Annotated in this window: 18 protein-coding genes; 8 read left to right on the top strand and 10 right to left on the bottom strand. The window is 66.0% G+C overall.

The genetic code is table 11. From position 1 onward, the window contains the following. Positions 1-20: 20 nt before the first annotated feature. Entirely contained in the window at positions 21-1178 is a 1158-nt protein-coding gene (locus ACZK2G_RS08105; protein ID WP_046985848.1) for an ROK family protein, read from the bottom strand. After that, positions 1175-2404: an MFS transporter gene (locus ACZK2G_RS08110; RefSeq protein ID WP_046985849.1), complete on the bottom strand. Its 1230-nt coding sequence runs from the start codon at positions 2402-2404 to the stop codon at positions 1175-1177. Before ACZK2G_RS08110 ends, ACZK2G_RS08105 begins: the two co-directional genes overlap by 4 nt. Before the next feature lie 189 nt (positions 2405-2593). Between ACZK2G_RS08110 and ACZK2G_RS08115 the strand changes: the two genes are divergently transcribed. Then, complete coding sequence (locus ACZK2G_RS08115) at positions 2594-3076, top strand: hypothetical protein (RefSeq protein ID WP_004152943.1); 483 nt, start codon at positions 2594-2596, stop codon at positions 3074-3076. Between the two features lie 51 nt (positions 3077-3127). Here ACZK2G_RS08115 and aceE read toward each other — a convergent pair whose 3' ends face one another. After that, on the bottom strand, positions 3128-5800 hold the full coding sequence (aceE, locus tag ACZK2G_RS08120) for a pyruvate dehydrogenase (acetyl-transferring), homodimeric type (RefSeq protein WP_478475155.1): 2673 nt from the start codon (positions 5798-5800) through the stop codon (positions 3128-3130). Between the two features lie 244 nt (positions 5801-6044). Next, positions 6045-6344 (bottom strand): hypothetical protein, encoded by a 300-nt coding sequence (locus ACZK2G_RS08125; protein WP_046985851.1) that lies wholly within the window; start codon positions 6342-6344, stop codon positions 6045-6047. Positions 6345-6483: 139 nt separating this feature from the next. Between ACZK2G_RS08125 and ACZK2G_RS08130 the strand changes: the two genes are divergently transcribed. The 4 genes from ACZK2G_RS08130 (at position 6484) to ACZK2G_RS08145 (ending at position 12699) form a co-directional block, all read left to right on the top strand. Next, complete coding sequence (locus tag ACZK2G_RS08130; RefSeq protein WP_046985852.1) at positions 6484-6999, top strand: RNA polymerase sigma factor; 516 nt, start codon at positions 6484-6486, stop codon at positions 6997-6999. Then, positions 6996-8018 (top strand): FecR family protein, encoded by a 1023-nt coding sequence (locus ACZK2G_RS08135; RefSeq protein ID WP_136639937.1) that lies wholly within the window; start codon positions 6996-6998, stop codon positions 8016-8018. Before ACZK2G_RS08130 ends, ACZK2G_RS08135 begins: the two co-directional genes overlap by 4 nt. 141 nt (positions 8019-8159) lie before the next feature. Continuing rightward, a complete protein-coding gene (locus ACZK2G_RS08140) occupies positions 8160-11093 on the top strand; it encodes a TonB-dependent receptor (protein ID WP_478475158.1) in 2934 nt (977 codons plus the stop codon). A gap of 10 nt (positions 11094-11103) precedes the next feature. Further along, the gene (locus ACZK2G_RS08145) at positions 11104-12699 is read left to right on the top strand and encodes an alkaline phosphatase D family protein (protein ID WP_478475160.1); all 1596 of its coding nucleotides are present in this window, start codon (positions 11104-11106) and stop codon (positions 12697-12699) included. Positions 12700-12799: 100 nt separating this feature from the next. Here ACZK2G_RS08145 and ACZK2G_RS08150 read toward each other — a convergent pair whose 3' ends face one another. The 4 genes from ACZK2G_RS08150 to ACZK2G_RS08165 all read right to left on the bottom strand — a co-directional run bounded on the left by ACZK2G_RS08150 (position 12800) and on the right by ACZK2G_RS08165 (position 19683). Beyond that, entirely contained in the window at positions 12800-14908 is a 2109-nt protein-coding gene (locus tag ACZK2G_RS08150) for a phosphocholine-specific phospholipase C (RefSeq protein ID WP_478475162.1), read from the bottom strand. 8 nt (positions 14909-14916) lie between these two features. Next, entirely contained in the window at positions 14917-17295 is a 2379-nt protein-coding gene (locus tag ACZK2G_RS08155; protein WP_478475164.1) for a TonB-dependent receptor, read from the bottom strand. 118 nt (positions 17296-17413) lie between these two features. Continuing rightward, on the bottom strand, positions 17414-18340 hold the full coding sequence (locus ACZK2G_RS08160) for a c-type cytochrome (protein ID WP_136638838.1): 927 nt from the start codon (positions 18338-18340) through the stop codon (positions 17414-17416). After that, positions 18337-19683 carry a c-type cytochrome gene (locus ACZK2G_RS08165; RefSeq protein ID WP_478475166.1) on the bottom strand — a complete coding sequence of 449 codons (1347 nt, stop codon included), beginning with the start codon at positions 19681-19683 and terminating at the stop codon, positions 18337-18339. The genes ACZK2G_RS08160 and ACZK2G_RS08165 overlap by 4 nt, the downstream gene beginning before the upstream one ends. Positions 19684-19868: 185 nt before the next feature. On the opposite strand from ACZK2G_RS08165, the gene ACZK2G_RS08170 reads away from it, so the two are divergent. Continuing rightward, on the top strand, positions 19869-21020 hold the full coding sequence (locus ACZK2G_RS08170; protein WP_136638836.1) for an alpha/beta fold hydrolase: 1152 nt from the start codon (positions 19869-19871) through the stop codon (positions 21018-21020). Between the two features lie 80 nt (positions 21021-21100). Here the strand turns inward: ACZK2G_RS08170 and ACZK2G_RS08175 are convergent, their stop codons facing one another. Further along, positions 21101-22240, bottom strand: coding sequence for an MFS transporter (locus ACZK2G_RS08175; protein ID WP_046985860.1), 1140 nt, complete (start codon positions 22238-22240; stop codon positions 21101-21103). Between the two features lie 184 nt (positions 22241-22424). On the opposite strand from ACZK2G_RS08175, the gene ACZK2G_RS08180 reads away from it, so the two are divergent. Both ACZK2G_RS08180 and ACZK2G_RS08185 read left to right on the top strand, forming a co-directional pair. After that, positions 22425-23120 (top strand): alpha/beta hydrolase, encoded by a 696-nt coding sequence (locus ACZK2G_RS08180; RefSeq protein ID WP_478475168.1) that lies wholly within the window; start codon positions 22425-22427, stop codon positions 23118-23120. A 149-nt stretch (positions 23121-23269) separates the two neighbouring features. Then, on the top strand, positions 23270-25468 hold the full coding sequence (locus ACZK2G_RS08185) for a TonB-dependent siderophore receptor (protein ID WP_478475170.1): 2199 nt from the start codon (positions 23270-23272) through the stop codon (positions 25466-25468). A gap of 135 nt (positions 25469-25603) precedes the next feature. On the opposite strand, the gene ACZK2G_RS08190 is transcribed toward ACZK2G_RS08185, so the two are convergent. Further along, positions 25604-26305, bottom strand: coding sequence for a pirin family protein (locus ACZK2G_RS08190; protein WP_478475172.1), 702 nt, complete (start codon positions 26303-26305; stop codon positions 25604-25606). Between the last annotated feature and the right edge of the window lie 79 nt (positions 26306-26384).

Genomic DNA, 26384 nt, shown 5'->3' on the forward strand with positions numbered 1-26384 from the left:
ACTTCGGCGGAAATAAACAATTAAGCGGCGGCATCGGCACCCAACTGGTGGATTGGCAGCAGGGCCGCACCCACCGATACCGCAGACCCTCCCAGCCGCGACACATGCACCTGTGGCAGGCGCAGGCTGTCCAGCGCACTACTCCAGCGTGCTGGCTGCTGCAGATGCTGTCCCAATGCTTGCAGCACCTGCCGGGGCAGTGAACCGGACAGGATCACGGCGCCGGGATCGAGCCACGCCACACCGGTATTGGCCGCCACGCCCAGCTGGTTGCCCGCACGTTCTGCCCAGGCATTGATGATGCCGGCATGGGTTTCCAGGCAGGACTCAAGTTCGAACAGTGAAGGAATGCCGGCGCCGGCGTCGCGCAACGTGGCCAGCAGGTCGATGCCCGAGGGGCGCGGTGCGTCCATGCGGAACAAGCGACCGATATCCCCGGCATTGCCGAACTCACCGCGCATCACGTCGCGCCGATGGATCACGCCGCCGCCCACGCCGTGGCCTACATACAGCAGCAGCGCCGAGGCGCAGTCGCGGATCAGCCCGCTGTCGTAGTACTCCGCCAGCGCCGCCAGGGTCGCATCGTTCTCCACCCAGACCGGGAAACCGAAGTAATCTTCGAAGAACTGGTCGTTGTCGATATCGCGCCAACCGTGCAACCAGTCCACCGCGTGCCTGCGCGCAGGCCCGGTTTCGACCACGGGCCCGGGAACCGCCACGCCGAGGCCCAGGAAGCGCGCGCGCATGAGCCCGGTGCGGCTGGTAAGGCTGCGCAGGCGCTGGTCCACCGCGTGCACGAAGTCGTAGGGATCTGCGCTGTCGAATGCGGTTGCATCGCGGGCGATGACCTGGCCGGCAAAATCCACCAGCGCGATCTCCAGCCAACCGGGATGTACCGTGGCACCGGCGGCATAGCCGCCCCGCCCGGAAAGCGCCAGTGGCACCGAGGGTCGGCCGCGCTGGCCATCGGACAGCTGTCCCTGTTCCTCGATCACTTCCAGCATCAGCAGTTCACGCGCCAGGCGGGTCAACGCACCGTTGTGCATGCCTAAGTGATGGGCAATGGTGATGCGGGGAACGGCTCCCATCGTGCGCAACAGCCAGATGATGCGCTTGTGGTCGGCATCCAGCGCGATCAGCGGTTTGCGGCGCAGCCGCGATGTGGGAGCCAGGTTCATGGGCGCAGGCCTTCGGTACGCGGCGGCGCGACTGGCCAGGCCAATGCGGCCAGCGACAGCAGGCTGCCGACGGCAACCAGCGAGACCAGTGCGGCAGAGGTGACCGGATCACCTGCCTGTATGCCGGGCAGCAGCTGGCCCAGCAGCAATGAGGAGGCGGCAATGGACAGTTTCATGGTTCCAGTGAGCAGGGCAAAACAGCTCAGGTCATCCTCACGTCCGCTGCGGACGGCATGGCGACGGGCGATCAGCGCGGTGCGCCGCCACAGCACCAGGCCGACACTGGCCACCGCCGCCCCATGGACAGCGGCACACGCAATCGCTACAGGCAGGGAGGGCTTGGCCTGGTAAACGCAGACGGCAGCGATGGCCAGCACCGACATCAGCGCAATCAGGCCTGTCTCGCTGCACAGCGGGGGGCGCAGGCGCAGATGGAGCCAAGGCGCGACCACCATGCCCGCGACCATGGCGAAGGTCAGCGCTGCGCCCTGGTCGGCAAAGGGAAACAGGCGCCCGGCCAGGCCCACCAGCGCCGTTTCTGCCGCTGCAGCCAGCAGAACCGGCAGCAGTGCCGGCAGCGGCAGGGCGCCGGCAACGGGCCTGATGGCTGTGGCGGGCTGTGCGGGCGTGGCGACGCAGGCCAGGGGAAGCGCGGCGGCCGCGATCAGGATGCCGATGATCATGCAGATCAGCAGCGCGCTGCCACCTCCTGCGGATTCAGGTGCACCGACCACGCCGAACAGTGCTGCAGCGATGCACACCTTGGAGATCGGTACCACTACCGCGCGGGCGGAAACGTAGCGCATGGCCTCGTTCTCGTCGCGGGGCAACAGCGAAGTCAGTGCATTCTGGGCCACGTCGTAAACCGCGTAGCAGGTACGGAACAACAGCGAGGCGGCCAGCAGCGGCAGGAAGGCCGGCTCGGTCGCGGTGCTCGGGCTGAACAGCAGGCAGGCGCTGGCCGCGGTACCGAGGCCCCCGACCAGCTGCAGGCGCAAGGCGAGGCGACGCTGGTCGTGCAGGCGCGTGAACACGGCGGCCAACAGCAGATCGAGCACGCTGCTGTAGGCCAGTGAGATGGCCAGCAGCTGGCCGGTGTGGTCAGCCGACAGTCCCAGCCGGACGTGCAGGTAGTAGCCCAGCGCCAGGTCCACGAACGACCAGGACAGAGTGCGGGCGAAGTGGCCGGCGGCATAGAGCTGCCGCAGCGATGGCTGCGCGTTCAACGCTGTTTTTGGGGGAGGAGGCCGGAGATCCGGGATCGTTCTACTACCCCTGTGTGACAGCGGCCTGACATGGCGTGAGGTCGGCCATTCAGCGAGTGGCTTGCAGCACACGCCGTGGGCGAGCAGCATTGACCGTGCTGCGCCCCACAACGCCTCACGCAGAGCCTTCTTCGTCGAATGGAGCAACGTATGAAGCTGTTGTCCGCTGTGTTGTTGTCTGCGCTTTCACTCCCCGCCGTTCCGGCGCTGGCAATGGAGGCATCTCCTTCGCCGCTGTTGGGGCGCTGGTCGCTGGATATCGCCACCTCGGCGCTGCCGCAGGCGCAGCGTCCAAAGCAGGTAGTACTCGAATTCAAGGATGCCGGTGGCGGCCGCTGGAGTTCGCACGTGGACATCGTGCTGCACGATGGCAATACCATGAAGTCCGATGGCACGCTGGCGCTGGATGGCACGCCAGGTCCCCTGTCCGGCACCTACGGTGCGGACAAGGCCAACCTGAAACTGCCAGCGCCGAACACGCTGGTGATGCAGCTGGTGGACCACGGTACGCCGGCCTCCACACGCATCTACACCGTGGCGGCCGATCGCTCGACGATGACCGAGACCAAGGCGTTCTACGGCCACGACGGTACGCCGATACTGCAGACCAATCTGTTCAAGCGGATGCCCTAGCATTGCCGCCGGCACCACGCCCGCAGAACGGGCGTGGTGAATGCAGCAGCCTTACACCGCCGCCGGATCGCGCTTGCCGGTGTCGATGCCGTACTTGTCGATGGCCTCCTGCATCCGCGAACGTTCGATGCGGCCCTCATCGGCCAGTGACTTCAGGGCCGCCAGCACGATGAAGTGGCGATCCACCTCGAAGAACGTGCGCAGCGATTCACGCGTGTCGGAGCGGCCGAAACCATCGGTGCCCAAGGCGGTGAAGCGGCGGTCGTTGATGAAGGGACGGATCTGGTCGCCGACGATCTTCATGTAGTCGGTGGCCACCACCACAGGCCCTTCGTGGCCCTGCAGGCACTGCTGCACGTAGGGTACGCGCGGCTCCTCGGCCGGATGCAGCAGGTTCCAGCGTTCGGCTGCCAGGCCGTCACGGCGCAGTTCGGTCAGGCTGGTCGCGCTCCACACATCGCTGGCGACGCCGAAGTCCTGCTGCAGCAGTTCGGCTGCTGCTTCCACTTCGCGCAGGATCGAGCCGCTGCCCATCAGCTGCGCGCGTGGCTGCGAAGTGCTGCTTGCGGCTGCCGGGCGCAGCAGGTAGAGGCCCTTCAGGATCCCAGCCTCGGTGCCCTCGGGCAGTGCCGGCTGCGGATAGTTCTCGTTGAGCACGGTGATGTAGTAGTAGATGTCTTCCTGCTCGACGTACATGCGGCGCAGGCCGGCGTGGATGATCACCGCCAGCTCGTAGTTGTAGGTCGGGTCGTAGGACACGCAGCTCGGAATCACCGACGACAGCACGTGGCTGTGGCCGTCATCGTGCTGCAGGCCTTCGCCCATCAGCGTGGTACGGCCGGAGGTGGCGCCGAGCAGGAAGCCGCGGGTGCGCGCATCGGCGGCGGCCCAGGCCAGGTCACCGACGCGTTGCAGGCCGAACATCGAATAGAAGATGTAGAACGGAATCGTCGCCAGCCCGTGGTTGCTGTAGGCGGTACCCGCGGCGATCCACGAACAGATCGCACCGGATTCGTTGATGCCTTCCTGCAGGATCTGGCCGTCCTTGGCTTCCTTGTAGTAGCTCAGCTGGCCGGCATCCTGTGGGGTGTACAGCTGGCCCAGGTACGAATGGATGCCGATCTGGCGGAACAGGCCTTCCATGCCGAAGGTGCGCGATTCATCGGGCACGATCGGAATCACCAGCTTGCCCAGTTCAGGGTCCTTCAGCAGGCTGGTGAGGATGCGCACGAAGCCCATGGTGGTGGACTGGCCGCGATCGCCGCTGCCCTGCAGCTGGGTGTTGAAGATCGACAGCGGCGGCAGCGGCAGCGGATCGACCTTGGCCAGGCGCGCCGGCAGCTGCCCGCCCTGGATGCGGCGGCGTTCGGCGAAGTAGGCCGCCTCGGCGCTGCCCGGCTCAGGACGCAGGTACGGCATCTCCTCCAGCTGCTCATTGCTGACCGGAAGGTTGAAACGGTCGCGGAAGGCGCGCACCGCGTCGGCGCTCATCTTCTTCAGCTGGTGGTTGATGTTCTGGCCTTCGCCGGCTTCGCCCATGCCGAAACCCTTGACCGTCTTGGCCAGGATCACGGTCGGCCGGCCGCTGGTGTTCACTGCCTGCTGGTAGGCGGCGAACACCTTCTGCGGATCATGGCCGCCACGCGCCAGCGCCCAGATGTCGTCGTCGCTCATGTGCGCGACCAGCTCCAGCAGCTCGGGATAACGGCCGAAGAAATGCTCGCGCACGTAGGCACCGTTCTGCGACTTGAAGGTCTGGTAGTCGCCGTCCACGCATTCCATCATGCGCTGGCGCAGCAGGCCGCTGTGGTCGCGGGCGAGCAGGTCGTCCCAGCCGCTGCCCCAGATCAGCTTGATCACGTTCCAGCCGGCCGCGCGGAAGGTGCCTTCCAGTTCCTGGATGACCTTGGCGTTGCCGCGCACCGGACCGTCCAGGCGCTGCAGGTTGCAGTTGACCACGAACACGATGTTGTCCAGCCGCTCGCGACCGGCCAGGGAAATTGCCGCCAGCGATTCGGGCTGATCCATCTCGCCGTCGCCGAGGAAGGCCCAGACCTTGCGGCCCTGGTGTTCTTTCAGACCGCGGTATTCCAGGTAACGCATGTAGCGCGCCTGGTAGGCGGCGGTCAGCGGGCCCAGGCCCATCGACACGGTGGGAAACTGCCAGAACTCCGGCATCAGGCGAGGGTGCGGATACGAGGACAGGCCCTCGCGGCCCGCTTCGCGGCGGAAGTTGTCCATCCGCGCCGGATCGACGCGGCCTTCCACATAGGCGCGGCCGTAGATGCCTGGCGCTGAATGACCCTGGATGTAGATCATGTCGCCGTCGAAGGTGTCGGTACGGCCCCGGAAGAAATGATCAAAACCCACGTCGTACAGCACTGCCGCCGACTGGTAGGTGGCGATGTGGCCGCCGACGTTGGAATGCTTGCCGGCACGCAGCACCATCACCATCGCATTCCAGCGGATCATCGCGTTCAGGCGGCGCTCGATGGCCAGGTCACCCGGGTAGGCCGGCTGGCGCTCGGGCGGGATGGTGTTGACGTACGCGGTCCAGGCACGGGTATGCAGGTCGCCATGCTGCTGGGCGTCCAGCTCGCTCAGCTGGTCGATCAGGTAGTGCGCGCGCGGCCGGCCGCCGGCCTGCATCACCGCCTCCAGCGATTCACGCCACTCCCGCGTTTCCAGCGGGTCGGTATCGAAGGGGATCTGGGCTTGATTCATGGCTGTCTCCAGAGGGCGCCGGTCGGACTTCTGCCTGGGCGACAACACCGGCAGGGCGCACAGCACTGGAGCGGGGTCGCAACGGCGGGGCCGTGACGCGAAGGGCGACCGTGGCGGTCACCGAGAAGACAAGCGTAGGCCTGGCCCCCCGGCTTCGATAGGCGGGCAGGGCTTGGGTCTCTGGCAAGCAAGGGTTGGCGCGGCGCGGCGTATCATGGGCGGATGCGCTGGGCACGACCGCTGATCAGGCCGGGGACAACCCAGGCAGGAACATCGGGATGATCACCACGCCGACGCCCAACAGGCACCAGGCGACGATGGGCAGCCAGCGCGCCAGTCGTTGGGCGGGTTCCGGTGTACGACGGCCGCCGGTCCACAGCAGCAGCGTGAGCACACCCAGTGCATAGGCGAGGGCGACGATCACCGGATGCACATGGATGACCCGGCTGGGCGGCCACATCTGCTGCTGGTAGGCCGTGGTGTGCGCGACCAGCAGCAGGAACAGCAGGCTGCTGAGTGTGTTGATGGCGGTGCGTGCGTTCATTGCGGGGCACTCCTTGTGCCGGCTGCCGGGATATTGCAGGGGCGGAATTCTAGCGGCTGCCTGCCGGCAGTTGAAACGTCACTGTCATCGATGGCCGTCACCCTGCGGGGCTTTCCAGCCTCGGGGTGGTTGGCCGGCCGTGAACAGCGTGAGGATCTGGGAGAAGAGCTACGCGCTGCGGCGACGGCTGCTGCGTGGCTTTTTCCTGCGCCGCGGTTCTGCCAGCGAAGATGCCGAGGACCTGGCGCAGGAAGTGTACCTGCGGCTGCTGCGGACCACCGGCGAGAATGCCGCAGCGATCGAGAACCCGGAAGCCTACCTGTTCACCGTCGCGGCCAACCTGGCGCGCGAGCATGCACGCTCACGTTCGTCGCTGCCGCCGCTGGAAGACGTTGATTTACTGGCGGAAGTGCTGAAAAGCGAAGAAGACATCGAAGGCGAATTCGAGCGCGCGCAGCGCTGGAACGGTATCCGCAGCACCATCGCACGACTGCCGGCGACCACGCGGCGGGTGATGGAGCTGCACTACCGCGACGGGTTGGACTGCCCGGGAATCAGCCAGCAGCTGCAGGTGTCGGTGCACATGGTGCGCAAGCACATCGGCAAGGGGCTGGAGGCCTGCAGGAAGGCGCTGGGCGCCAGGGAGCACACATGAACCGGAACACATCGCCCGCAGCCGACGACACGATCGCCTGCGAGGCCATGGACTGGTTCCAGCGCAATCGCGAGGGGAGTCTGGGCGAGGCCGAGCGCGCTGCATTCCTGCACTGGATGAAGCGTTCGCCCGAACACGTGCGCGCCTATATGCACGCCCTCGCGCTGCACCGGCAGGTCGGTGAGGCACTGCAATCGCCATTGCCTGAAGAGGCGCAGGCGCCGCCACGGCAGGCTGCCGCCAAGGTGGTGCCGCTGTTCGGTAGCGCACCGGCCGCGCCGCGCGCTGCGCCGCGGCGCGGCCGCGCGCGCTGGTGGGCGCTGGCTGCCGCAGCCTGTGTCGCCCTGCTCGGCGTGGGCCTGGTTCCGCAGTTGATGCCCACCGAACAGCTGTACAGCGCCGACCATGGTGAACTGCGCGACCTGGTGCTGCCTGACCAGACCCAGGTGCAGCTCAACGCGGACAGCCGCCTGCGGGTACGCATGAGCTGGTTCAGCCGCAAGGTGGAGCTGCTGCAGGGCGAGGCCACGTTCGACATCGCCCGCGACCGCCGTCCGTTCGAAGTGCAGGTGAACGGCCTGAAGATCCGAGACATCGGCACCGTGTTCGATGTATCGCGGCGGCTGCAGAGCACGCGCATCGGCGTGGTCTCCGGCGAAGTGGAGGTGTGGAGCCAGGGCAGGGATGCAACGCGTCTTGCGCAGCTGGGCGAAGGCCGGGTAGTGCAGGTCGACACGCGCAGTCATGCTGTGGAGTCCTTGGACATGCCGTTGTCGATGCTGCTGGATTGGCAGCATCGCAAGGTGTCCTTCCTTGATGAGCGGCTGGATGAAGTGGCCGCCGCCTTCAACCGACACAACCAGGTACAGGTGCGGATACTGGATGAAGGCGCGGCATCGGCGCGGCTGTCCGGCAGCCTCGATGCGCATCGCATCGGTGCATTGCAGGTGTTCCTCGAACGCGATCCGCGCTTTGTCGTACGCCGCGAGGGCGACACGGTGCGGGTCGGCAGCCGCTGAGGCCGGCGTGGCCGTGCACTGTCAGAAAAGATTCATCGAATCCGCGTTCTCCACTTCGGTGGAAGCGGGCTCTTACTTGGGAGAAGCCGCTGTCGAATCGCTCAGCGGCACCTGCTGCTTTCTCTCTTCCAAGGACCCGTGATGCGTAACACGCTCTACCTGTCGATCATCCTCGCTCTGTCTCCCTGCAGCGTGCCGGTGGCGGCTGCGGCCACTGCAGATGGCCTTGAGGCCCGTGTGTCGGCGCCGATCGCGGCGCAGCCGCTGGCGCGTGCGCTGGAGCAGTTGTCGCGCAGTTCGGGCGTGCAGTTCCTGTATTCGGGCAGCGGTGAAGCGCGTATGGCCGGGGCGGTGCCGCGTGGTGCGACCGTCAAGCAGGCACTGGACGCGCTGCTGGCAGGGACCGGCCTGGGCTACACCGTGGTGGACGGCAACGTCATCGCCATTGATCCGGCGCCCGTACGCAACGAGCCGAAACCGGCCGCGCCGAAGCCGCGCGAGGCCGAGGCGGTGGTGGCGCCGACCCTGGATACGGTGAAGGTGATTGCCGCGCACGAGGTGATCGACCAGAAGAAGACCTCGCCGGTGATCAAGGATTCGGTGGTCTACGACGAGATGGACAGCTACGGCGACGAAACCCTGGCCGAGAGCCTGATGGCCGCGCCGGGGCTGAGCGCGGTGGAAGACGCTGGCGAGCCGCGTTACGTCACGGTACGTGGCGTGCAGGCCAACCTCAACTACACCACCATCGATGGCATCGCGATTGCCAGCGTGGGTGGCAGTGGCTCGGGTGAGCGCATGAACAACCTGCAGCTGATTCCCAGCGACATCGGTACCCGCACCGATATCTACAAGAGCTTCAGTGCCGAGCAGGCGCCGGATGCCATCGGCGGCGTGATCGACATCATCAGCCGCAGTGCGTTCGACCGGTCCGGCAAGTATGTGTTCGCCGATGTGGCCGGTATCTACTCCACTGCCGAGACCAACGTCGAGCGCAGCGCCGGTGGCAACCACCAGACCCTGGGTCACTTCGGCAAGAGCGCCAAGGTGGTGTTCTCCAACCAGTTCGGTGCCGACCAGGAATTCGGCATCGTTGCGGTGGCGCGCTATGAGCAGCGTTCGCGCAACAGCGTCAAGCGCTGGGTGGAGTCGAACTACTACTACAACGACGCCGGCAAGTACCTCACCGACGGCACCACTGGGCCGGACGAGGCCAAGGGCTGGAACGGGCTGCGTGCGCCCGGCAATTTCAGTACCGGTACCTACACCAACTTCATCACCAATTTCGGTGGCTCGGCCAAGCTGGAATGGAAACCGTCGGACGATCCGTTCTACGCGTCGCTGCTGCTGTACTCGTACCGGTTCTACGAGAACTCGACGATGAACAAGACCGATCTGTATGGCAACGCCAAGTTTCCGATCCGCAACCAGACCGATGACAGCGGCACCACCCAGATCAACAGCATCTACATCAAGAACCGGCATGATCGTTGGGATCGCAGCAATCGCGGCGCCATCGCCAGCTTCAACTGGGACATTGGTGACCGTTCGCGGTTGACCCTGCGTGGCGGCCACACCGAAGAAACCTTCCACAACAGCCAGGTCTACTGGGGGGTACGCGCCTACCCGAGCAACCTGTTCGTCGATTACGAGAACGACAGCCACGGCTTCCCCAACGCGGTGGCGGTTTCCGATTCCAGCCTGCTGACCAGCTCGGCGTTCAAGCTCAACCCGGCACAGGCCTATGTCTCGCCGCGTGATGCCAAGGAGAGCATCGACAACCTGCGTGCCGACTTCAGCTACAACATCGACGCCGATGCGCGTGGCTTTGGCCTGGCCGCCGGTGCCGAGTACCGTCACCTGAAGATCTGGCAGGACATCGACTTTGACTACTACAAGAGCAGTGCCACGCTCAACGATTACCTGTACCCGGGTTCGACCCTGCTGGGCAGCGTGCCGGGCTTTCCGCTGATCGACAATCGCAAATGGAATGACGAACTCGCGCCCACGCTTGGCGGCAACGACGCGGCCTATCCGAATGCCGATTTCACCAGTGACTACAAGTACGTTGAGGACATCACCAATGCCTATGTCTCCGCGCACTATGCCTGGGATCGGCTGTTGCTGATCGGTGGCCTGCGCTACGACCACACCACCTTCGATGCATTCAGCCCGTTCAGTGATGATGGCGGTACCACCTATACCTCCGCGTTCCGCAGGACCAGTGGTAGCTACAACAACCTGCTACCGTCGTTGAATGCAACCTTCAAGCTGACCGACGACCAGCGCCTGCGCTTCTCCGCCAGCCGCACCCTGGGCCGGCCGACGCCAAGCAACATCGCCCAGGCCACCAGCACCAGCTGTGGCGATGACGAGGAGGGCAGGGGCTTCTGCACGATCAAGCAGGGCAACGCCAACCTGCAGCCGCGCCGCTCCACCAACATCGACCTGGCCTGGGACCTGTATTTCAACGACAACAACGGCCTGGTCTCGGTCGCGCTGTTCGACAAAGTGATCAAGGACGACATCTACACCCTGACCACGTTCGAGAACGTGGGTGATACCCGCTACCGGGTCACCCAGCCGATGAACACCGACGCGTCCAAGCTGCGCGGCGTCGAGTTCGCGGTGGCCAACCGCAACCTGCAGTGGGGCCGCCAGCGCTTTGATATGTATTTCAACGCCACGCGGCTGGAAGGCCAGACCAACTACCGCATCAGTGATGGCAGCGAGCGCCGCCTGGACCGCCTGCTGTACCAGCCGGACTGGTCGCTCAATGGGTCGGTGATCTGGCGCATGCCGTGGAAGAGCGCACAGCTGCGCATGTCCGGCACCTACCGCAGCCGGATGCTGGTCGACTTCGGTGATACCCAGTGGCTGGACTCGTACTACGACCCGTACATGACCTTCAACTTGGCCTTCAGCCACAAGGTCAGCAAACACGTGACGCTGAAGTACGAGGCCAAGAACCTGTTCAACACGCAGCCGACCTACAGCACTGGACCCAATGGTCGCTTCCGCACCGAGATCGACGACTACGGCCGCTTCTTCTACTTCCACATCATCTACAACTGAGGGCGCACCCGTGGATACGATCAATCGCAGGCGATTCCTGGCCCTGGCCGGCCTGTCCGCCGCCGGCGCCTGGATGGGCACGGCACGGGCGCTGGCCGCGCAGACCGATGCCACCGCGCTGAACCCGCGCAACCTGCTGGCATCGCCGCGGTTCGCCAGTACACCGTTCACCCTGGGCGTGGCCTCGGGTGATCCCTCGGCCGATGGCATGGTGCTGTGGACACGCCTGGCAACGGAGCCGCTGGTGTTCGGTGGTGGCATGCCGACGCAGCCGATGGCGGTCCAGTGGCAGCTGGCGGCCGACGATGGCATGCGCAAGGTGGTGCGCCAGGGTTCGGCGATGGCCCACCCCGAGCTTGGCCATGCGGTGCACGTGGAGCTGGAAGGGCTGGCACCGGGCCGTCCGTACTGGTATCGCTTCAGCGTGGGCGGCCACGCCAGTGCCGTGGGCGACACCCGCACGCTGCCGGCAGCCAACGCTGCGGTTGATCGTGTCCGTTTCGCTGTGGCCGGTTGCCAGCACTATGAAGAGGGCCATTACACCGCATGGCGGCGCATCGCCGAGGAGCCGCTGGACTTCGTCTTCCACTATGGCGACTACATCTACGAGGGCGCAAGCCAACCGGGCGTGCGCAGGATGAACGGCCGGCCATTCACCAACCTGCGCAACCATGTTGGACCGCAGATCTACACGCTGGACGATTACCGCCGCCGCTACGCCCAGTACAAGAGCGATTCCGACCTGCAGGCCGCGCATGCGTCGGCGCCGTGGTTCGTCACCTTCGATGACCATGAAGTGGACAACAACTGGGCCGGTGCGGAGGACCAGGACGATACCCCCAGCGAGGTGTTCCTGCTGCGCCGCGCACAGGCCTTCCAGGCTTACTACGAGAACATGCCGCTGCGCCGATCGGCGCTTCCCCGCAACGGCCACATGCAGATGTATCGGCGTGCCCGCTATGGCACGCTGATGGACCTGCACCTGCTCGACACCCGCCAGTACCGCAGCAAGCAGGTGGACATGGCGCTGCATGAGGAAGTGGAATCACCGGCGCGCAGCATCGTCGGTGCGAAGCAGGAGCGCTGGCTGTTCGACGGACTGGCCGATGCCACGCCACGTTGGCACACCATCGCCCACCAGGTGGCACTGGGCAACTACATGCGCGAGAAGGATGGTGTGGTGCAGTCGTCCGACGACCAATGGTCGGGCTATCTGGACAGCCGCCGGCGCCTGCTTGACCACATCCAGAAGGTTGGCTTCGGCAATGTAGTGACCGCCTGCGGCGACGCGCATCGGCACTACGCCAGTGACCTGGTGCAGGACCATCGTGACTCGGGCGTGATCTCCAGTGAATTCCTCGCCACGTCGATCACCTCCGGTGCCGATGGCCAGGGCGTGGACGCGTATGCCGAGAACCAGCTGCGGCACAGTCCGCAATTGAAGGCGACCACCGACAAGCGCGGCTATGTGCTGTGCGATGTCACCCGTGATGCCTGGATCGGCGACATGAAGACGCTGGATACCGTGATGCAGCCGAACGGAACGGTGCAGAGCTGGAAACGCTATGCGGTGGAGCACGGCCGGCCGGGGTTGCAGGAGGCCTGAATCTACCGGTCTACCCTGTAGAGCCGAGCCCATGCTCGGCTGCTCTTCGATAACTGACCGGAAAAGCAGCCGAGCATGGGCTCGGCTCTACAGAGATCCTTCAATCGTGCTCGAACCGCAATGGCTCGCTGCCCATCGCCGGGTCGCTGGTGCCGGGGCGACCATCTTCTGCGCGACCGGCCAGACGCAGCACGCTCTCACCCGCGCCGACCTGCAGGTCATACCAGCCCGCGGTAGGCGTTGCATCCCACGCCAATGCGGTCTCTGCATGCGCCGGCAGCGCCAGCGTCTGTTCCGGCATGTGCCCGGCATAGGCGCCGGCATGCACGCGCAGCTGCTGTACGGCATCGCTGAGATTGCGCAGATGCAGCCGCAGCTGGCCTTCGGCGCGCTCGACCGACGCCTGCACGACGGGCCCTTTGGCAGCGCCCTGGAAGTGACGGTGGAAGCCATTCGGGCCGAGCAGCCACAGGTCATAGCGTCCCTGGGCGTCCAGCGCCCAGCGCTCGCGCAGCGGCGTGCCCGGTACCAGCGTATAGCGGCGTGGCACCGCACCCAGCCGCAGCCGATCGTACACATGCAGCACCGCCGCTGCGCCTTCGCAGGACAGCGTCAGATCCACGCCCGATGCGTCGATCGCAGTAATCGATGCCTGCGGCCGATAGGGCAGGGCACGCGCCGGGCGTACGCCGCTTTCCTGTTTCGCCGGCTTCAGTCCCTCCGGCAACGCCGGCACTGTGCGTCCCGGCAGGGCGGCAGCGCGTGCGGCAACCGCGCTGACGTCGGGCAGGCCGCGTACGAACGGGCGGGTATCACGCTGGGCGAAGTCGAAGGCATTGCTGAGGTCACCGCAGACCGCGCGGCGCCACGGCGAGATGTCCGGTGCGGCCACGCCGAATCGGCGTTCGATCAGGCGTATGACCGAGGTGTGGTCGTACACCTGCGAATCGACCCAGCCACCCCGGCTCCAGGGCGAGATCACGTAGAGCGGCACGCGCGGGCCCAGTCCGTAGGGGCGTCCGCGCAGCTCGGCGGCGTCGTACTTCTCATCCCCCGGTGCCGGATGGCGGTGGTACTCGCCCTCGGTGCTGACCGAAGACGCACCCGCCCAGCCACCGTTTTCCGGTGAAGGTGGTGCCGGTGGCGGCATGTGGTCGAAGAAGCCGTCGTTCTCGTCGAACATCAGCAACAGGGCGGTGCGGCTCCACACTTCTGGATCGGCGGTCAGTGCATCCAGCACGCGCGCGGTGTACGCCGCGCCCTGGGCCGGGCTGGAAGGGCCGGGATGCTCGCTGCCGGCCGCGTCGGCGATGATGAAGCTGACCTGCGGCAGGCGCCCGTCGACCACGTCCTGGCGCAGCTGTGCCAGCCCACGCGTGCTGACCCCACGCGCGCGCAGCTGCGGGTCATGCCCCGGCGCAGCGCGGTAGGCCTGGCGGAAGGACTCGAAGCCGGCCAGCGGGTTGTCGGTGAAGTTGTCGGCCATGTCCTGGTAGATCTGCCAGGACACCCCGGCCTTCTGCAGGCGTTCTACATAGCTGGTCCATCGGTACGACGCCGGATGCCCGCCATGTTCCGGGAAGTTGTCGTGCGAGTTGGCGATCACCGGGCCACCGGCGCGCGCGGTCGCATCGTTGTGGCCGGTCCATAGGAACACCCGGTTCGGGTTGGTTCCGGCCTGCATCGCACAGTGGTAGGCGTCGCAGATAGTGAACGCGTCGGCCAGGGCGAACTGGAAGGGCAGGTCGCTGCGCTGGAAATAGCCCATCGAATGGTTCTGCTTGGCTTTCGGCCATTGACCCATGCGTCCATGGTCCCAGGCACGCTGTGCATCAGGCCAGGTGTGCGGCGTGCCTTCCACCCGCATGTAGCCGAAGTGTGCAGCGGTATCCAGCGGGAACGGTGCGATCGCGAGCGTGCCGCTGGCATCGGGTTGCAGCCACAGGCTGCGCGCGCGGCCACCGGCCTGCAGCGCGGCGGCCGGGGCCACGAAGCGGTCGCCGAAGCCACGTACCCCCGGCAGCGTGCCGAAGTAGTGGTCGAACGAGCGGTTCTCCTGCATGAACACCACGATGTGCTGCAGGTCTTCCAGGCTGCGCGTCTGCGCGGCGGGTGCGATCGCTGCAGCCCGGGCGATGCTGGGTAGCAGGGGGGAAAGGCCGGCGGCAGCGCCGGCCTGCAACAACCGGCGTCGGCCGATATCGGTCACGGGTTCACTCACAGGTCCACACGGAAGGAGATGCCGACGGTACGCGGTGCGCCGATGAAGGCGTTGTCGCGGCCATCCACCCCTGCAAGATACCGCTTGTCGGTGAGATTGCTCACCACCAGGTTGGTGCCCATGCCCTTCAGGCGCGGCGACAGGCCCTGCAGGTCGAAGCCGATGTTGGCGTTGAACACGGTGGCCGAGGGCAGCTTGTTGACGTTGGCGGCATCGAGGTAGCGCGTGCCCAGGTAGCGGCCGGACAGGCCGAAGTTCCAGCTTTCACCCTGCCAGTCGGCCGACAGCACCAGGGTCTGTTCGGGCTGGCCGATCACCTTGGCACCGTCGACGATGCCGAGCTGGGTATCACGTGCGGCGTCGCCACTGCCCAGGTACTTGGAGCGGTTGTAGGTATAGGCGGCGTTGAGGCGCCAGCCGTTGTCCCAGCCATAGCCGAACGCGGCCTCCAGGCCGTTGCTTTCCACGCCGCCGAAGTTCTCGTAGACACCATCGGTCTCGCCCAGGTAGTCGATGCCGCTGACGAAGCCTGCCGGCAGGTAGACGATGCGGTTGTCGAACTTGATGTTGTACAGGGTGACCGAGGCGGTCAGCGGCCAACGGCTGATGCGCATGCCGACTTCGATGTTGTCGGCGGTTTCCGGCTCCACGTTGCGGAAGCGCTGCGGGTCGGTCTCGCCGAGCACGCCGGAGGGAATGGCGGCGAAGTTCTGCGAGAAACCGGCGAACAGCTCCATGCCTTCCACGCCTGGCGCCCAGGTGAAGCCGGTGGACAGCAGCGGATCGGACTTGGAATCGGATTTCACGTGCTCATTGGCACCGATCACGCGGCGGCGCGACTGGTCGACGAAGAACTGCTTCACGCCCAGGCGCGCGCTGAACGGGCCGAAGCGCGCGATATCCTCGACGTAGTACATCTGCTCATCAACCTTGTACTTGTCCTCGAACTGCACCCAGTACGGCTGGTGGTCGAAGGCGATGTCCTGGCCGACGTTGAGCAGGCGATGCCAGTCGCGGCGTGCCGAGCGGTCCAGCTTCTCCACCCACAGGCCGCCACGGATCGTGTTGTCGACGGCACCGAAAGTCTGCCGCCACTCGACGTCGGCGGTCACGCCCTTGCGGTTGTTGTCGTAGTGGGTGTGGCGGTACGACTGCGCGCCCAACACGTTGCCGGCGTAGCAGTTCGGGTCGTACTCGGCAGTGAAGCCCAGCCGTGGGGTGCAGCTGGCCAGGCGCTGTGCGGCGCTGCCATCAGGATTGACGAAGAAGATCTGGCCGCGGTTGCTGCCGCCATACACGGTCCTGCCACCGAGATACTCCGATTCCGGGCGGCCAGCACCGTCATCGCTGACCTGTGCCAGGTAGGGCGGCAGCCAGTCGCCGCGGCCTTCCATTCGGTGCCCATAAGCGGCCACCGAGGCCTTGAAACCGTTACCGCCGTCGAAGGCCGCGCGCAGGTAGCCGAAGGTGTTCTCGCGCAGCGCACGCGAGCCGGAACGGAAGTTCTGGTCCAGGTACGGAATGCCGGTGAGGGTGCCGACCAGGTTGTCGCGATCCGGGTTGGTGGCGAAGCCCTTCGGCGAGACGCTGGTGTATTCCGGCTCGTCGGCATCGTTGTAGGACAGGTAGCCGGTAAGGGTCCAACGGTCCAGCTCGGTGATGAACTTGCCGGCGATGTGGTCGTTGCTGGTCTTGCCGCTGCCGTCGATCCAGTCGTGCACGCGCGCGGAGGAAGCGCTGACCCAGGCGCGGGTGTGGCCGCCGAGCAGGCCGGTGTCGTAGCGCACGTAGTACTTGCGTGCCTCGTTGTCACCGGCGCCGACCACGAAGCGCAGGCGGCTGTCCTGCAGCGGATCGCTGGTAAGGAAGTTCAGGGTGCCCCCGAGCGCTTCGTTCGAGCGCGAGGAGATATCAGCGGTGCCCTGGCTGACTTCCACCGTTTCCAGATCGAGGGTGTCGATGTAGCGGTTGGCCAGCGAGCCGCCGCCGTAGCCCGAGCCGCCATTGGGCAGGCCATCGATGGTGGTGCCGATCTGCTGCGTATCGCGGTTGGTGACGAAACCGCGCATGCTGATCTGCGTGCCCCACACCGACGAACCGGTGGCGTCGGCTTCACTGACCACCACCCCGGGTACTTCATTGAGTGCGTCGTTGACGCTGCTCATCACGGTCTGCCGGTTCAACGTTTCCGCACGTACCGAGGTCTTGGCGTAGCTGGTGGCCTGGCCTATCACCTGCACCTGGTCCAGGGTACGGGCATCGCTGCTGCGCGGTTCGGCCGCGTCGCCCTGCGGTGCTTCGGCCAGGGCATCCAGTGCGGGGGCGATCAGCAGGGCAAGCAGGGAGACACGGGGAAAGCGCGCAATGGTTCGCATCGAGACCGGACCTTGAGGGGAGGGAAGCCCCGGAGTGTCGGCAGCGCCAATGACATCGGCATGACGCGAAGATGCAGGAACCGTGTTGTGTGACGGCCGGTACCCGAGGCCGCCTGCCTCAGTAGCGCGCGTCCTTCGGTTTCGGGTCACGCGGCCAGTCCTTGGCCTTGTTGGCGAAGTCCGGACGCGGCTGGTTGATGAAGTAGCTGGCGACGTCCACCGCATCCTGGTCGGGCATCACCTGCTGCCCCAGCGGGGGCTCGCGGGTCACTGCCGGCGGCATGTTGTGCTTGACGAAGCCGGCGGCCTTGTACAGCCGCGCCATGCCCGCGCCGATGTTGAAACTGCGGTCACCCCACAGCGGCGGGAAGGCGATATCACCGCTGGCATCGCGTCGGCCTTCGCCGTTGTCACCGTGGCAGGCGGCGCATTGCGCGGCGTACAGCGCCTGGCCGCGGATCGGATCAGGTGTCAGTGAGCTGTCGATCGGCCCTTCGCTGGGTGCCGCCACGCGCGCACCTTCGGGAACGGGACGGCTCAACCAGGTCATGTATTCCAGCATGGCACGCATTTCCGGCGCGTCCTTGGCCAGCGGTTTGCCGTTCATCGAGCGCTGCAGGCAGCCATTGATGCGCTCGGTCAGCCCGATCACCTTGCCTGGCCGTGGCATGTAGCGCGGGTAGGCACCACCACCCGTATTGAAGTAGTGGTTGCCGAACGGCCGCTTGCCCTCGGCCATGTGGCACGAATTGCAGTTCAGATCGTTGCCGACGTTGTCCGGCAGCAACCGCGCGGTCTCGTTGAGGAGGCGGCGGCCGAGCATCACCGACCCGGCATTGCCCAGCCCGGCAATTTCCTCGGCGCTGGGGGCGTGGTACTGGCCGACCACCGTGCCCTGCGCGTCGAGAATATCGATCGTGCTGGCCACGGCGGCATCCAGGTCCGGGTACAGATGGCGGTAGGCGAGGGTGCCGGCACCGGCCAGCAGCACAACGGCGATCGCACTGCCGGGCAGCAGGCGGGAACGTTTGCGCGAACGCTTCATCGTGCAGCCTCCTGCGGAACGTAATGCACCGGCTTGTCACGCACCACCCGGCGCATCCTCGCCACGTCGACCTCGCTGACCGCGCTGGCCTGGTTGCCCCAGCTGCTGCGGATGAAGGTCAGGATTTGTGCCAGTTGTGCATTCGGCAGCTGCTCGAAACCGGGCATGGTGAACGCCATGCGGTCGTGCGGGGTATGCGGCGTGCGGCCACCGATCAGGGTCACCTGCACCAGCGAACTGGGATCATCGGCGAACACGATCGAGTTGCCAGCCAGTGCTGGGTAGACCCGTGGCATGCCGCGGCCGTCGGCGCGATGGCAGGCCTGGCAGTGCTCTGCATAGGCCAGCGAGCCGGCCACGCGATAGTCGGCACTGCGCAGTGCGGCGGTGGTGGTGTCGGTACCCGGTGACCACTGTGCGCTGCGGCCCTCGCGTGCCGGCAGTTGTTTCAGGTAGCGTGCCATGGCCAGCAGGTCGGCGTCGGACAGGTACTGCGTGCTGTGCTCGACCACATCGGCCATGCCACCGAAGGCCGCCGAACGATCGGTGCGGCCGGTGCGCAGGAAGTCGACGATCTCGCCCTCGCTCCAGCTGGCCAGGCCGGTCGATTCATTGCGCAGGTTCTTCGCGTACCAGCCTTCCAGTACCGAACCGGACAGGAACTGGCGGCTGCCATCGTCGGCCATCGCCTTTTCCTGGAAGGCCAGCCCGCGTGGCGTGTGGCAGGCGCCGCAGTGAGCCAGGCCTTCCACCAGTTCTGCACCACGCTGCTCGCCGGCATCCAGCGCTGGATCCGGGCTGAAGCTGCGCGGGCGTGCGAACAGCAGCTGCCACCAGGCCAGTGGCCAGCGCATGTTGGCTGGCCACGGAATCGTGCTGTCGGCGTTGTCCTGCTTCACCGGCTGCACCGAGCCCATGAAGTAGGCGTACAGCGCCTTGATCTCGGCATCGCTGGCGATCACGTATGAGGCGTACGGCATTGCCGGATACAACGGCTGCCCATCGTGACGGATGCCGCGACGGACCGCGCGCTCGAAGTCGGCGTAGTCGTAGGCGCCAATGCCGGTGTCCGGATCGGGCGTGATGTTGGTCGAATAGATCGTGCCCATCGGCGTCTGCATGCCCAGTCCACCGGCGAACGGCTTGCCGCCCGGCGCGGTATGGCAGGCAGCGCAGTCGGCCGCGCGCGACAGGTATTGCCCCTGCGCGATCAGCGCCAGGTCGTGGACGTTGACCTTCGCCTCCTGTCGCGGTGCGAACCAGTAGGGCGTGGTGCGGGCGATGCCGTAGGCGGCGGCCACGGTGGCGGCCAGGGCAATGGCGAGCTTGAACGAGGTGCGCATGGCGGCACTGTGGGCAATCGCGCACGCGCGTTCATTGATCCGGATCAATGACTGAACAGATACAGCTTGTACACCAAGCTGAATCGTTCCCGCGTTGTCATCAAGCCGTCATCCACGCGCGATAGATGGCCGGTCGGGTGGGGCGTTAACGTCGCCACTTGTCTGATTCACCCCTACGACGTGATATGAAGCGCCTGCTGCTGTTGTTGCTGGCGTGCGCCGGCCTGTGGCTGGCTGCATGCTCCTCCTCCATCAATGCATCCTCCACCTCGCTCGCTGATCGGCTGATCGCGCCGGGTGGCGTGTCGACCCTGCTCGATCGCCCGCGCATTGCCGCCGCCATTGCCGAGTTGCCCAATCGCCATGGTTTCGCAGCGGGGCGCGATGGCGTGCCGATCTTCTGGCGCGTGTTCGATCCGGGTAACTACGGTGCCCGCTACCACTACCTGCCGCAGCGCCACGAGAACGGCCTGCCGCTGGATACCGGCTTGAGCCTGGCCGTGCCGCAGCCCTTCCACGCGCAGGCACCGCGCGGCACCGTGGTGCTGCTGCACGGTTGGATGATGAACGGTGATTCGATGTTGCCGTGGTCGCTGCAGTTGGCCGAGTCCGGCTACCGCGTGGTCACCCTCGACCTGCGCAACCACGGCCAGTCCGGTGCCGGTCCGTCCGGCTATGGCACCTATGAATCCGATGACGTGGTCGATGTGATCGGTGAGTTGCGTGCACGCGGCGAAGTGACCGGCCCGTTGTACCTGTTCGGTGTGTCATACGGTGCGGCCACCGCAGTGTTCACCGCCGACAAGCTGGGCGATCAGGTTGCCGGGGTGGTAGCGATGGAGTCATTCGCCAATGCCGGGGTGGCCATCCGTACGATGATCCCGCATCTGATGGGGTTGCAGCCGGAAGGGTTGAAGGCGCAGGCGGTAGCCTCCTACGCGCGCTGGCGTTACGGTGGCCAGGACATCGACCAGGTGGTCGCCGCGGCAAGCCGCCGCATCGACGTCGATCTCGACCGTGTGGACGTGGCGCGCGCGTTGGCCGATACCCACGCCTGCGTACTGCTTCTGCACGGGCAGGGCGACCAGCACATCCCGGTCAGCCAGGGCCGCGAACTGGCGCAGGCCAATCCGCGCGCGCACTACATCGAGATGCGCGGCGAAGATCACATCACCCTGCCGCTGAGGCTGGATCTGCTGGCCGGTGTGGTCGACGACTGGATGGCACGCGACGAGCACCATCCGGAAAGCACCTGCCCGGCACCGCAGCTGCCCGCCCAGGCCGAATGGCTGGTGCACGAAACCGATACGCCGGTGAAGGCTCCGGCGCGCAGCTGAAAAAAGGGGGCGGAGTGGATTAGGTCGTTTCCCGCACACCTGGGCTAGAAACGACTTAATCCCCTCCGTCCCCTTTTCTGTCAGGGCAGGCGTCGTGCCAGTGAGCGCGCCGACGCGGCTACGCCCAGCAGCAGCGCGGCCACGCAGAGGAAGGCGAAGCCGAGGCTGGTGGCGTGTGCCAGTGCACCGATCGCTGCCGGGCCGGCGAGGATGCCGGCGTACCCCAGTGTGGTAACCGCAGTGATGGCGATGCTCTCCGGCATCACCCGCTGCTGGCCCGCCATGGAAAACAGCGCTGGCACGATGTTGGCGCAGCCCAGCCCGACCAGCACGTAGCCGGCCAGCGCCACCGGGAATGACGGCACCAGCGTGGCCAGGGTGAAACCCACCGCAGCGGTGATGCCGCCGAAGACCATCGTGCGGGTCCGGCCCAGGCGCTCGACGATACCGTCGCCGAACAGGCGCATCGCGGTCATCGCCAGGGTGAACAGCGCGAAGCCCGCACCAGCCTGGTCGCGTGGCACCTGCCGTACTTCGGCCAGGAACACCGCACTCCAGTCCAGCATCGAACCTTCGCCGAGGAACACCACGAAGGCCAGCACGCCGATGAACAGGACCACGCCGTGCGGCAGTGCCAGCAGCGGCCCTTCGTGCAGGATCCGTTGTGGGCGCCAGTGCGGGGCCGACAGCGCCGCCACCACCAGCAGCGCCGCTACCGAGACCAGCGCGGCCAGCCACAACGGCGTACCCAGGATCAGCAGGCCGGTCATGCAGCCAGCACCGACAAAACCACCGATGCTGTAGAAGGCGTGGAAGCCGGACATCATTGCGCGCCCGGCGTCGCGCTCGACCGCCACCGCCTGCATGTTCACCGTGCAGTCCATCGCGCCCACGCCGGCACCGAATACGAACAGAGCAGCGCCCAGTGCGAAAGGCGAGGGCGCAAGCGCCAGCAGTGGCAATGCCAACAGCACCATCGCGCAGGTCACCACCAGCAGCCGGCGGCAGCCGAGGCGGCCGGTCAAGGCACCGGCCAACGGCATCGCCAGCAACGAGCCCAGGCCGAGGCACAGCAGTACCGCGCCGAGGCTGGCATCGGACAACCCGGCCTTGGCTTTGGCATAGGGCACCATCGGCGCCCAGGCAGCGGTGGCGAATCCGGGAATGAAGAAGGCGGCACGGGTGGCGTGCTGCTGGGCACGTGGGGATGAGGGCGTCATGCGCGGTGCGAAGCTCCAAGGAGTATCCATGAAAACGTTTTCAGGCCGGATGGGCAAGTGCCATGCGTGAGATCAAGCGACGCATACGATTGCAGTGACCCGAATGCGTCACCAGTGATTAACGCCCCACGCGGACAGTGGCGACACGGTCGGCATTCCGCCGGCCGCTGCCGGAGATCCGTACATGAGCACGACACCGACCATCCTCCTCGTCCATGGTTTCTGGGGCGGGGCCGCACACTGGGCCAAAGTGATCCTGGAGCTGCATCGCAACGGCCATGACCGCGTGCAGGCGGTGGAACTGCCGCTCACCTCGCTGGCCGATGATGCCGGCCGCACCCAGAAAATGATCCGGCAGATCGACGGGCCGGTGCTGCTGGTCGGCCACTCCTATGGTGGTGCGGTGATCAGCCAGGCCGGCAACGAGGCCAACGTGAAGGGCCTGGTCTACATCGCGGCGTTCGCCCCGGATGCCGGCGAGAGTCCAGGTGGCATCACCCAGCAGCATCTGCCGGATGCGGCACCGAATCTGGCGCCGGACAGCGATGGCTACCTGTGGCTGCGTGCCGACAAGTTCCATGAAAGCTTCTGCCAGGACCTGAGTGACGACGACGGCCGGGTGATGGCGGTGACCCAGAAGGCGCCGCTGGCCAGCACTTTCGGCGATGCGGTCAGCGACCCGGCGTGGAAGCACAAGCCGAGCTGGTACCAGCTGTCCCGCCATGACCGGATGATCTCGCCGGAGAACCAGAAGGTCATGGCTGGTCGGATGCAACCCAAGCGCTTGCTGGAACTGGATGCCAGCCATGCCTCGCTGGCCTCGAAACCGGCCGAGGTGACCGCGTTGATTCTTGAGGCCTGTGCCGCCGTAGGCGGCTGATCCGGCGCCATCGCGACGCGCGCGACGGCATACCGCACGACAGCCGGGGCGCAGGGGAGTAAACTCCTGCGCCTGCGGCCATCCGGCCCCATTCCCATCCCGCCTCCAGCCGCCGCCAGAGGATCCCACTCGATCGTGGAGGTCCCGTCGTGTCGTCTGTGCCTGTCCGTTTTCCGCTCCCGTTTCCACGTCGCCTGCCGCTGTCGCATGCGCTGGCCCAGGGTCTGCTGCTGCTTGCACTGAGCGGCGGCACCGCGGCCGCCCAGTCCTCCCAGGACGAGGACAAGGCCAAGCCGGCGCCCGCCTCGCAGACCCTGCAGACCGTACAGGTCACCGCCAACCAGCTCGGCACCATCACCGAAGGCAGCGGCGCCTACACGCCGGGCACCATCGCCACCGCCACCCGGCTGGTGTTGACCCCGCGGCAGACCCCGCAGACCATCAGCGTGATCACCCGCGCGCAGATGGACGACTTCGGCCTGGACGGCATCGATGACGTGATGCGGGTGACCCCGGGCATCAGCATCGTGACCTACGACAGCGAGCGCACCGAGTACTACGCACGCGGATTCGCCGTGCAGAACTTCCAGTACGACGGCATCCCGATGTCGCGCGACTCGGCCTACTCGGCCGGTAACACGCTCAGCGACACCGCCATCTACGACCGCATTGAAGTGCTCAAGGGCGCCACCGGCCTGCTGACCGGCATGGGCGATCCAGGCGCGACCATCAACCTGGTGCGCAAGAAGCCGGGCAAGGACTTCGCAGGTAGTGCGACGCTGGGTGTGGGCCGCTGGGACGACTACCGCGCCGAGATCGATGTGGGTGGTCCGCTGACCGCCGATGGTCGTGTGCGTGGCCGTGCCGTTGGTGCCTGGCAGGACAAGCATTCCAATCTCGATTTCTACCAGCGCACCAGCAAGGTGGGCTACGCAGTGCTTGAGGCCGACGTGGGCGAGCGCACCCTGCTGACTGTCGGCGGGGACGTACTGGAGAGCGATCCGAAGGGCTCGACCTGGGGCGGCATCCCGCTGCTGGACAGCCAGGGCAACTTCAACGACATGCCGCGTTCGTTCAACAATGGCACCCATTGGAGCGGCTGGCGCCAGTACGTGCGCACCGGCTTCGCCACGTTGGAGCACACGTTCAACAATGACTGGGTTGCCAAGCTGCAGCTCAACCATCAGGTCAATGGCTATGACGCGGCCCTGGCCGGCGCGGCCGGTGGCAATCCCGATCCGGTTACCGGCGAAGGCGTGTCGCTGTGGCTGGGCAAGTATGTCGGCAAGACCGTCAGCAACGCCGCCGACTTCTACGTCAGCGGGCGCTTCGGCCTGCTTGGGCGCGAGCATGAACTGGTGGTCGGCGGCAGCGCGTCGCGCAAGCGCTGGACCAACACCGGTTACTCACCGCAGCCCGGCTACCCGACAGCGGTGCCGGACTATCGCGCGTGGCAGGGGGACATTCCCGAGCCGCAATGGCAGCGGGGCTACGACAACAATGAAGTGACCCGCGAGAACGGCGTCTATGTGGTCGGCCGCTTCGATGTTGCCGATCCGTTGAAGGTGATCGTCGGCAGCCGCCTGGCCAGCTACCGCTCGCCGCAGACGCGCGAGACCGGCGTGTTCGTACCGTATGCCGGCGTGGTCTACGACCTCGGCGAACACTATTCGGTGTATGCCAGCTACAGCACCATTTTCAAGCCGCAGGGCGAGCGCGACGAACAGGGCAAGGCGCTGGATCCGCTGGAAGGACGCAGCTACGAGATGGGCCTGAAGGCGGAATTCTTCGATGGCCGCTTCAACGCCAGTGCGGCGCTGTTCCAGCTCGACCAGGACAACTTCGCCCAGCCTTCCGGTGGCAAGACGCCGACCGGCGACATCGCCTACCGCGCGCTGATGGGCGTGCGCACCAAGGGCTATGAGCTGGAGCTGTCCGGCCAGCTGGCCGAGGGCTGGCAGGTGCAGGGTGGTTTCGCCCACAAGATCGCACGCCAGGCCGGGACCAAGGTGTCGACGCTGGAGCCGGAGAATCAGTTCAGCCTGCACACCAGCTACCGCCTGCGCGGCGACTGGAAGGGGCTGACGCTGGGTGGTGGTGCGCGCTGGCAGGATTCCACTTTCGGTGAGATCACCAACCCGGCCACGCAGGCCAAGGTGGTGCATCGCACCCAACCGTATTGGTTGCTGGATGCGATGGCGCGTTATGAATTCAGTGATCGCCTGTCGGCTACGCTCAACGTCAACAACCTGCTGGACAAGCGGTACTACACGATCTTCAGCTGGTACAGCACCTATACCTGGGGTGAGCCGCGCAACGTACGCCTGGCGATGACGTACAAGTTCTGACGCCGGTGGTGCTGTAGCGCCGAGCCCGCTCTCGGCTGGCCGTGCATGGCCTGATCCAGGCAAACAGCAGCCGAGCGTGGGCCCGGCGCTACAGAAATGCGCCCGCGATGCACTGGAGCATCGCGGGCGTTGTCGTTACAGCGGCAGGTCGAACACCAGCACTTCTGCGTCGTTGCCGTTTTCCAGGGTCAGCTGTGCTTCGTCGCTGACCTGCAGCGCATCGCCGGCTTCCAGGGTGATGCCGTTGACCTGCAGCTGGCCCCGCGCCACCTGCACATAGGCGCCACGACCGTTGCCAAGCGCGTGGTGCAGCTTCTGGCCGCCATCGAGGATGGCGGCGAAGATGCGGGCATCCTGGTGGATACGCAGCGAGCCGTCGGCACCGTCAGGCGAGGCAATCAGGCGCAGCTGGCCGCGCTTGGTCTCCGGCGCGAAGTGGGTCTCCTCGTACGACGGGGTGATGTTCTCCGCGTCCGGGAAGATCCAGATCTGCAGGAAGTGCACCGGCTCATCGGCCGAATGGTTGAACTCGCTGTGGCTGACACCGCTGCCGGCACTCATGCGCTGCACGTCGCCGTAGCGCAGCACCGAACCGGTGCCCATCGAGTCCTTGTGCTCCAGCGCGCCGCCCAGTACATAGGAAACGATCTCCATGTTGCTGTGGCTGTGGGTGCCGAAGCCCTGGCCGCCGATCACCTTGTCTTCGTTGATCACCCGCAGCGGGCCGAAGCTGACGTAACGGGGGTCGTAGTAGTTGGCGAAGGAGAAGGTATGGCGCGAGGACAGCCAGCCATGCTCGGCCAGGCCACGGGTAGCGCTCTTGCGGATCTGCAGCATGATGGAATCTCCTTGTTCGATGGTTTCGATGGGGCGGGATGGGCCTCTGGCCGCTGTGTTTTCCCGTTGGAGAGAAGTA

The organism is Stenotrophomonas sp. 107298_Sma, assembly GCF_056480345.1.

What these genes read in the sequence shown, in the direction of transcription:
- ACZK2G_RS08105 (WP_046985848.1), bottom strand. Translation starts at nt 1,178, where the DNA reads ATGAACCTGGCTCCCACATCGCGGCTGCGCCGCAAACCGCTGATCGCG.
- ACZK2G_RS08115 (WP_004152943.1), top strand. Translation starts at nt 2,594, where the DNA reads ATGAAGCTGTTGTCCGCTGTGTTGTTGTCTGCGCTTTCACTCCCCGCC.
- aceE (WP_478475155.1), bottom strand. Translation starts at nt 5,800, where the DNA reads ATGAATCAAGCCCAGATCCCCTTCGATACCGACCCGCTGGAAACGCGG.
- ACZK2G_RS08125 (WP_046985851.1), bottom strand. Translation starts at nt 6,344, where the DNA reads ATGAACGCACGCACCGCCATCAACACACTCAGCAGCCTGCTGTTCCTG.
- ACZK2G_RS08135 (WP_136639937.1), top strand. Translation starts at nt 6,996, where the DNA reads ATGAACCGGAACACATCGCCCGCAGCCGACGACACGATCGCCTGCGAG.
- ACZK2G_RS08140 (WP_478475158.1), top strand. Translation starts at nt 8,160, where the DNA reads ATGCGTAACACGCTCTACCTGTCGATCATCCTCGCTCTGTCTCCCTGC.
- ACZK2G_RS08155 (WP_478475164.1), bottom strand. Translation starts at nt 17,295, where the DNA reads ATGCGAACCATTGCGCGCTTTCCCCGTGTCTCCCTGCTTGCCCTGCTG.
- ACZK2G_RS08160 (WP_136638838.1), bottom strand. Translation starts at nt 18,340, where the DNA reads ATGAAGCGTTCGCGCAAACGTTCCCGCCTGCTGCCCGGCAGTGCGATC.
- ACZK2G_RS08165 (WP_478475166.1), bottom strand. Translation starts at nt 19,683, where the DNA reads ATGCGCACCTCGTTCAAGCTCGCCATTGCCCTGGCCGCCACCGTGGCC.
- ACZK2G_RS08170 (WP_136638836.1), top strand. Translation starts at nt 19,869, where the DNA reads ATGAAGCGCCTGCTGCTGTTGTTGCTGGCGTGCGCCGGCCTGTGGCTG.
- ACZK2G_RS08175 (WP_046985860.1), bottom strand. Translation starts at nt 22,240, where the DNA reads ATGACGCCCTCATCCCCACGTGCCCAGCAGCACGCCACCCGTGCCGCC.
- ACZK2G_RS08180 (WP_478475168.1), top strand. Translation starts at nt 22,425, where the DNA reads ATGAGCACGACACCGACCATCCTCCTCGTCCATGGTTTCTGGGGCGGG.
- ACZK2G_RS08190 (WP_478475172.1), bottom strand. Translation starts at nt 26,305, where the DNA reads ATGCTGCAGATCCGCAAGAGCGCTACCCGTGGCCTGGCCGAGCATGGC.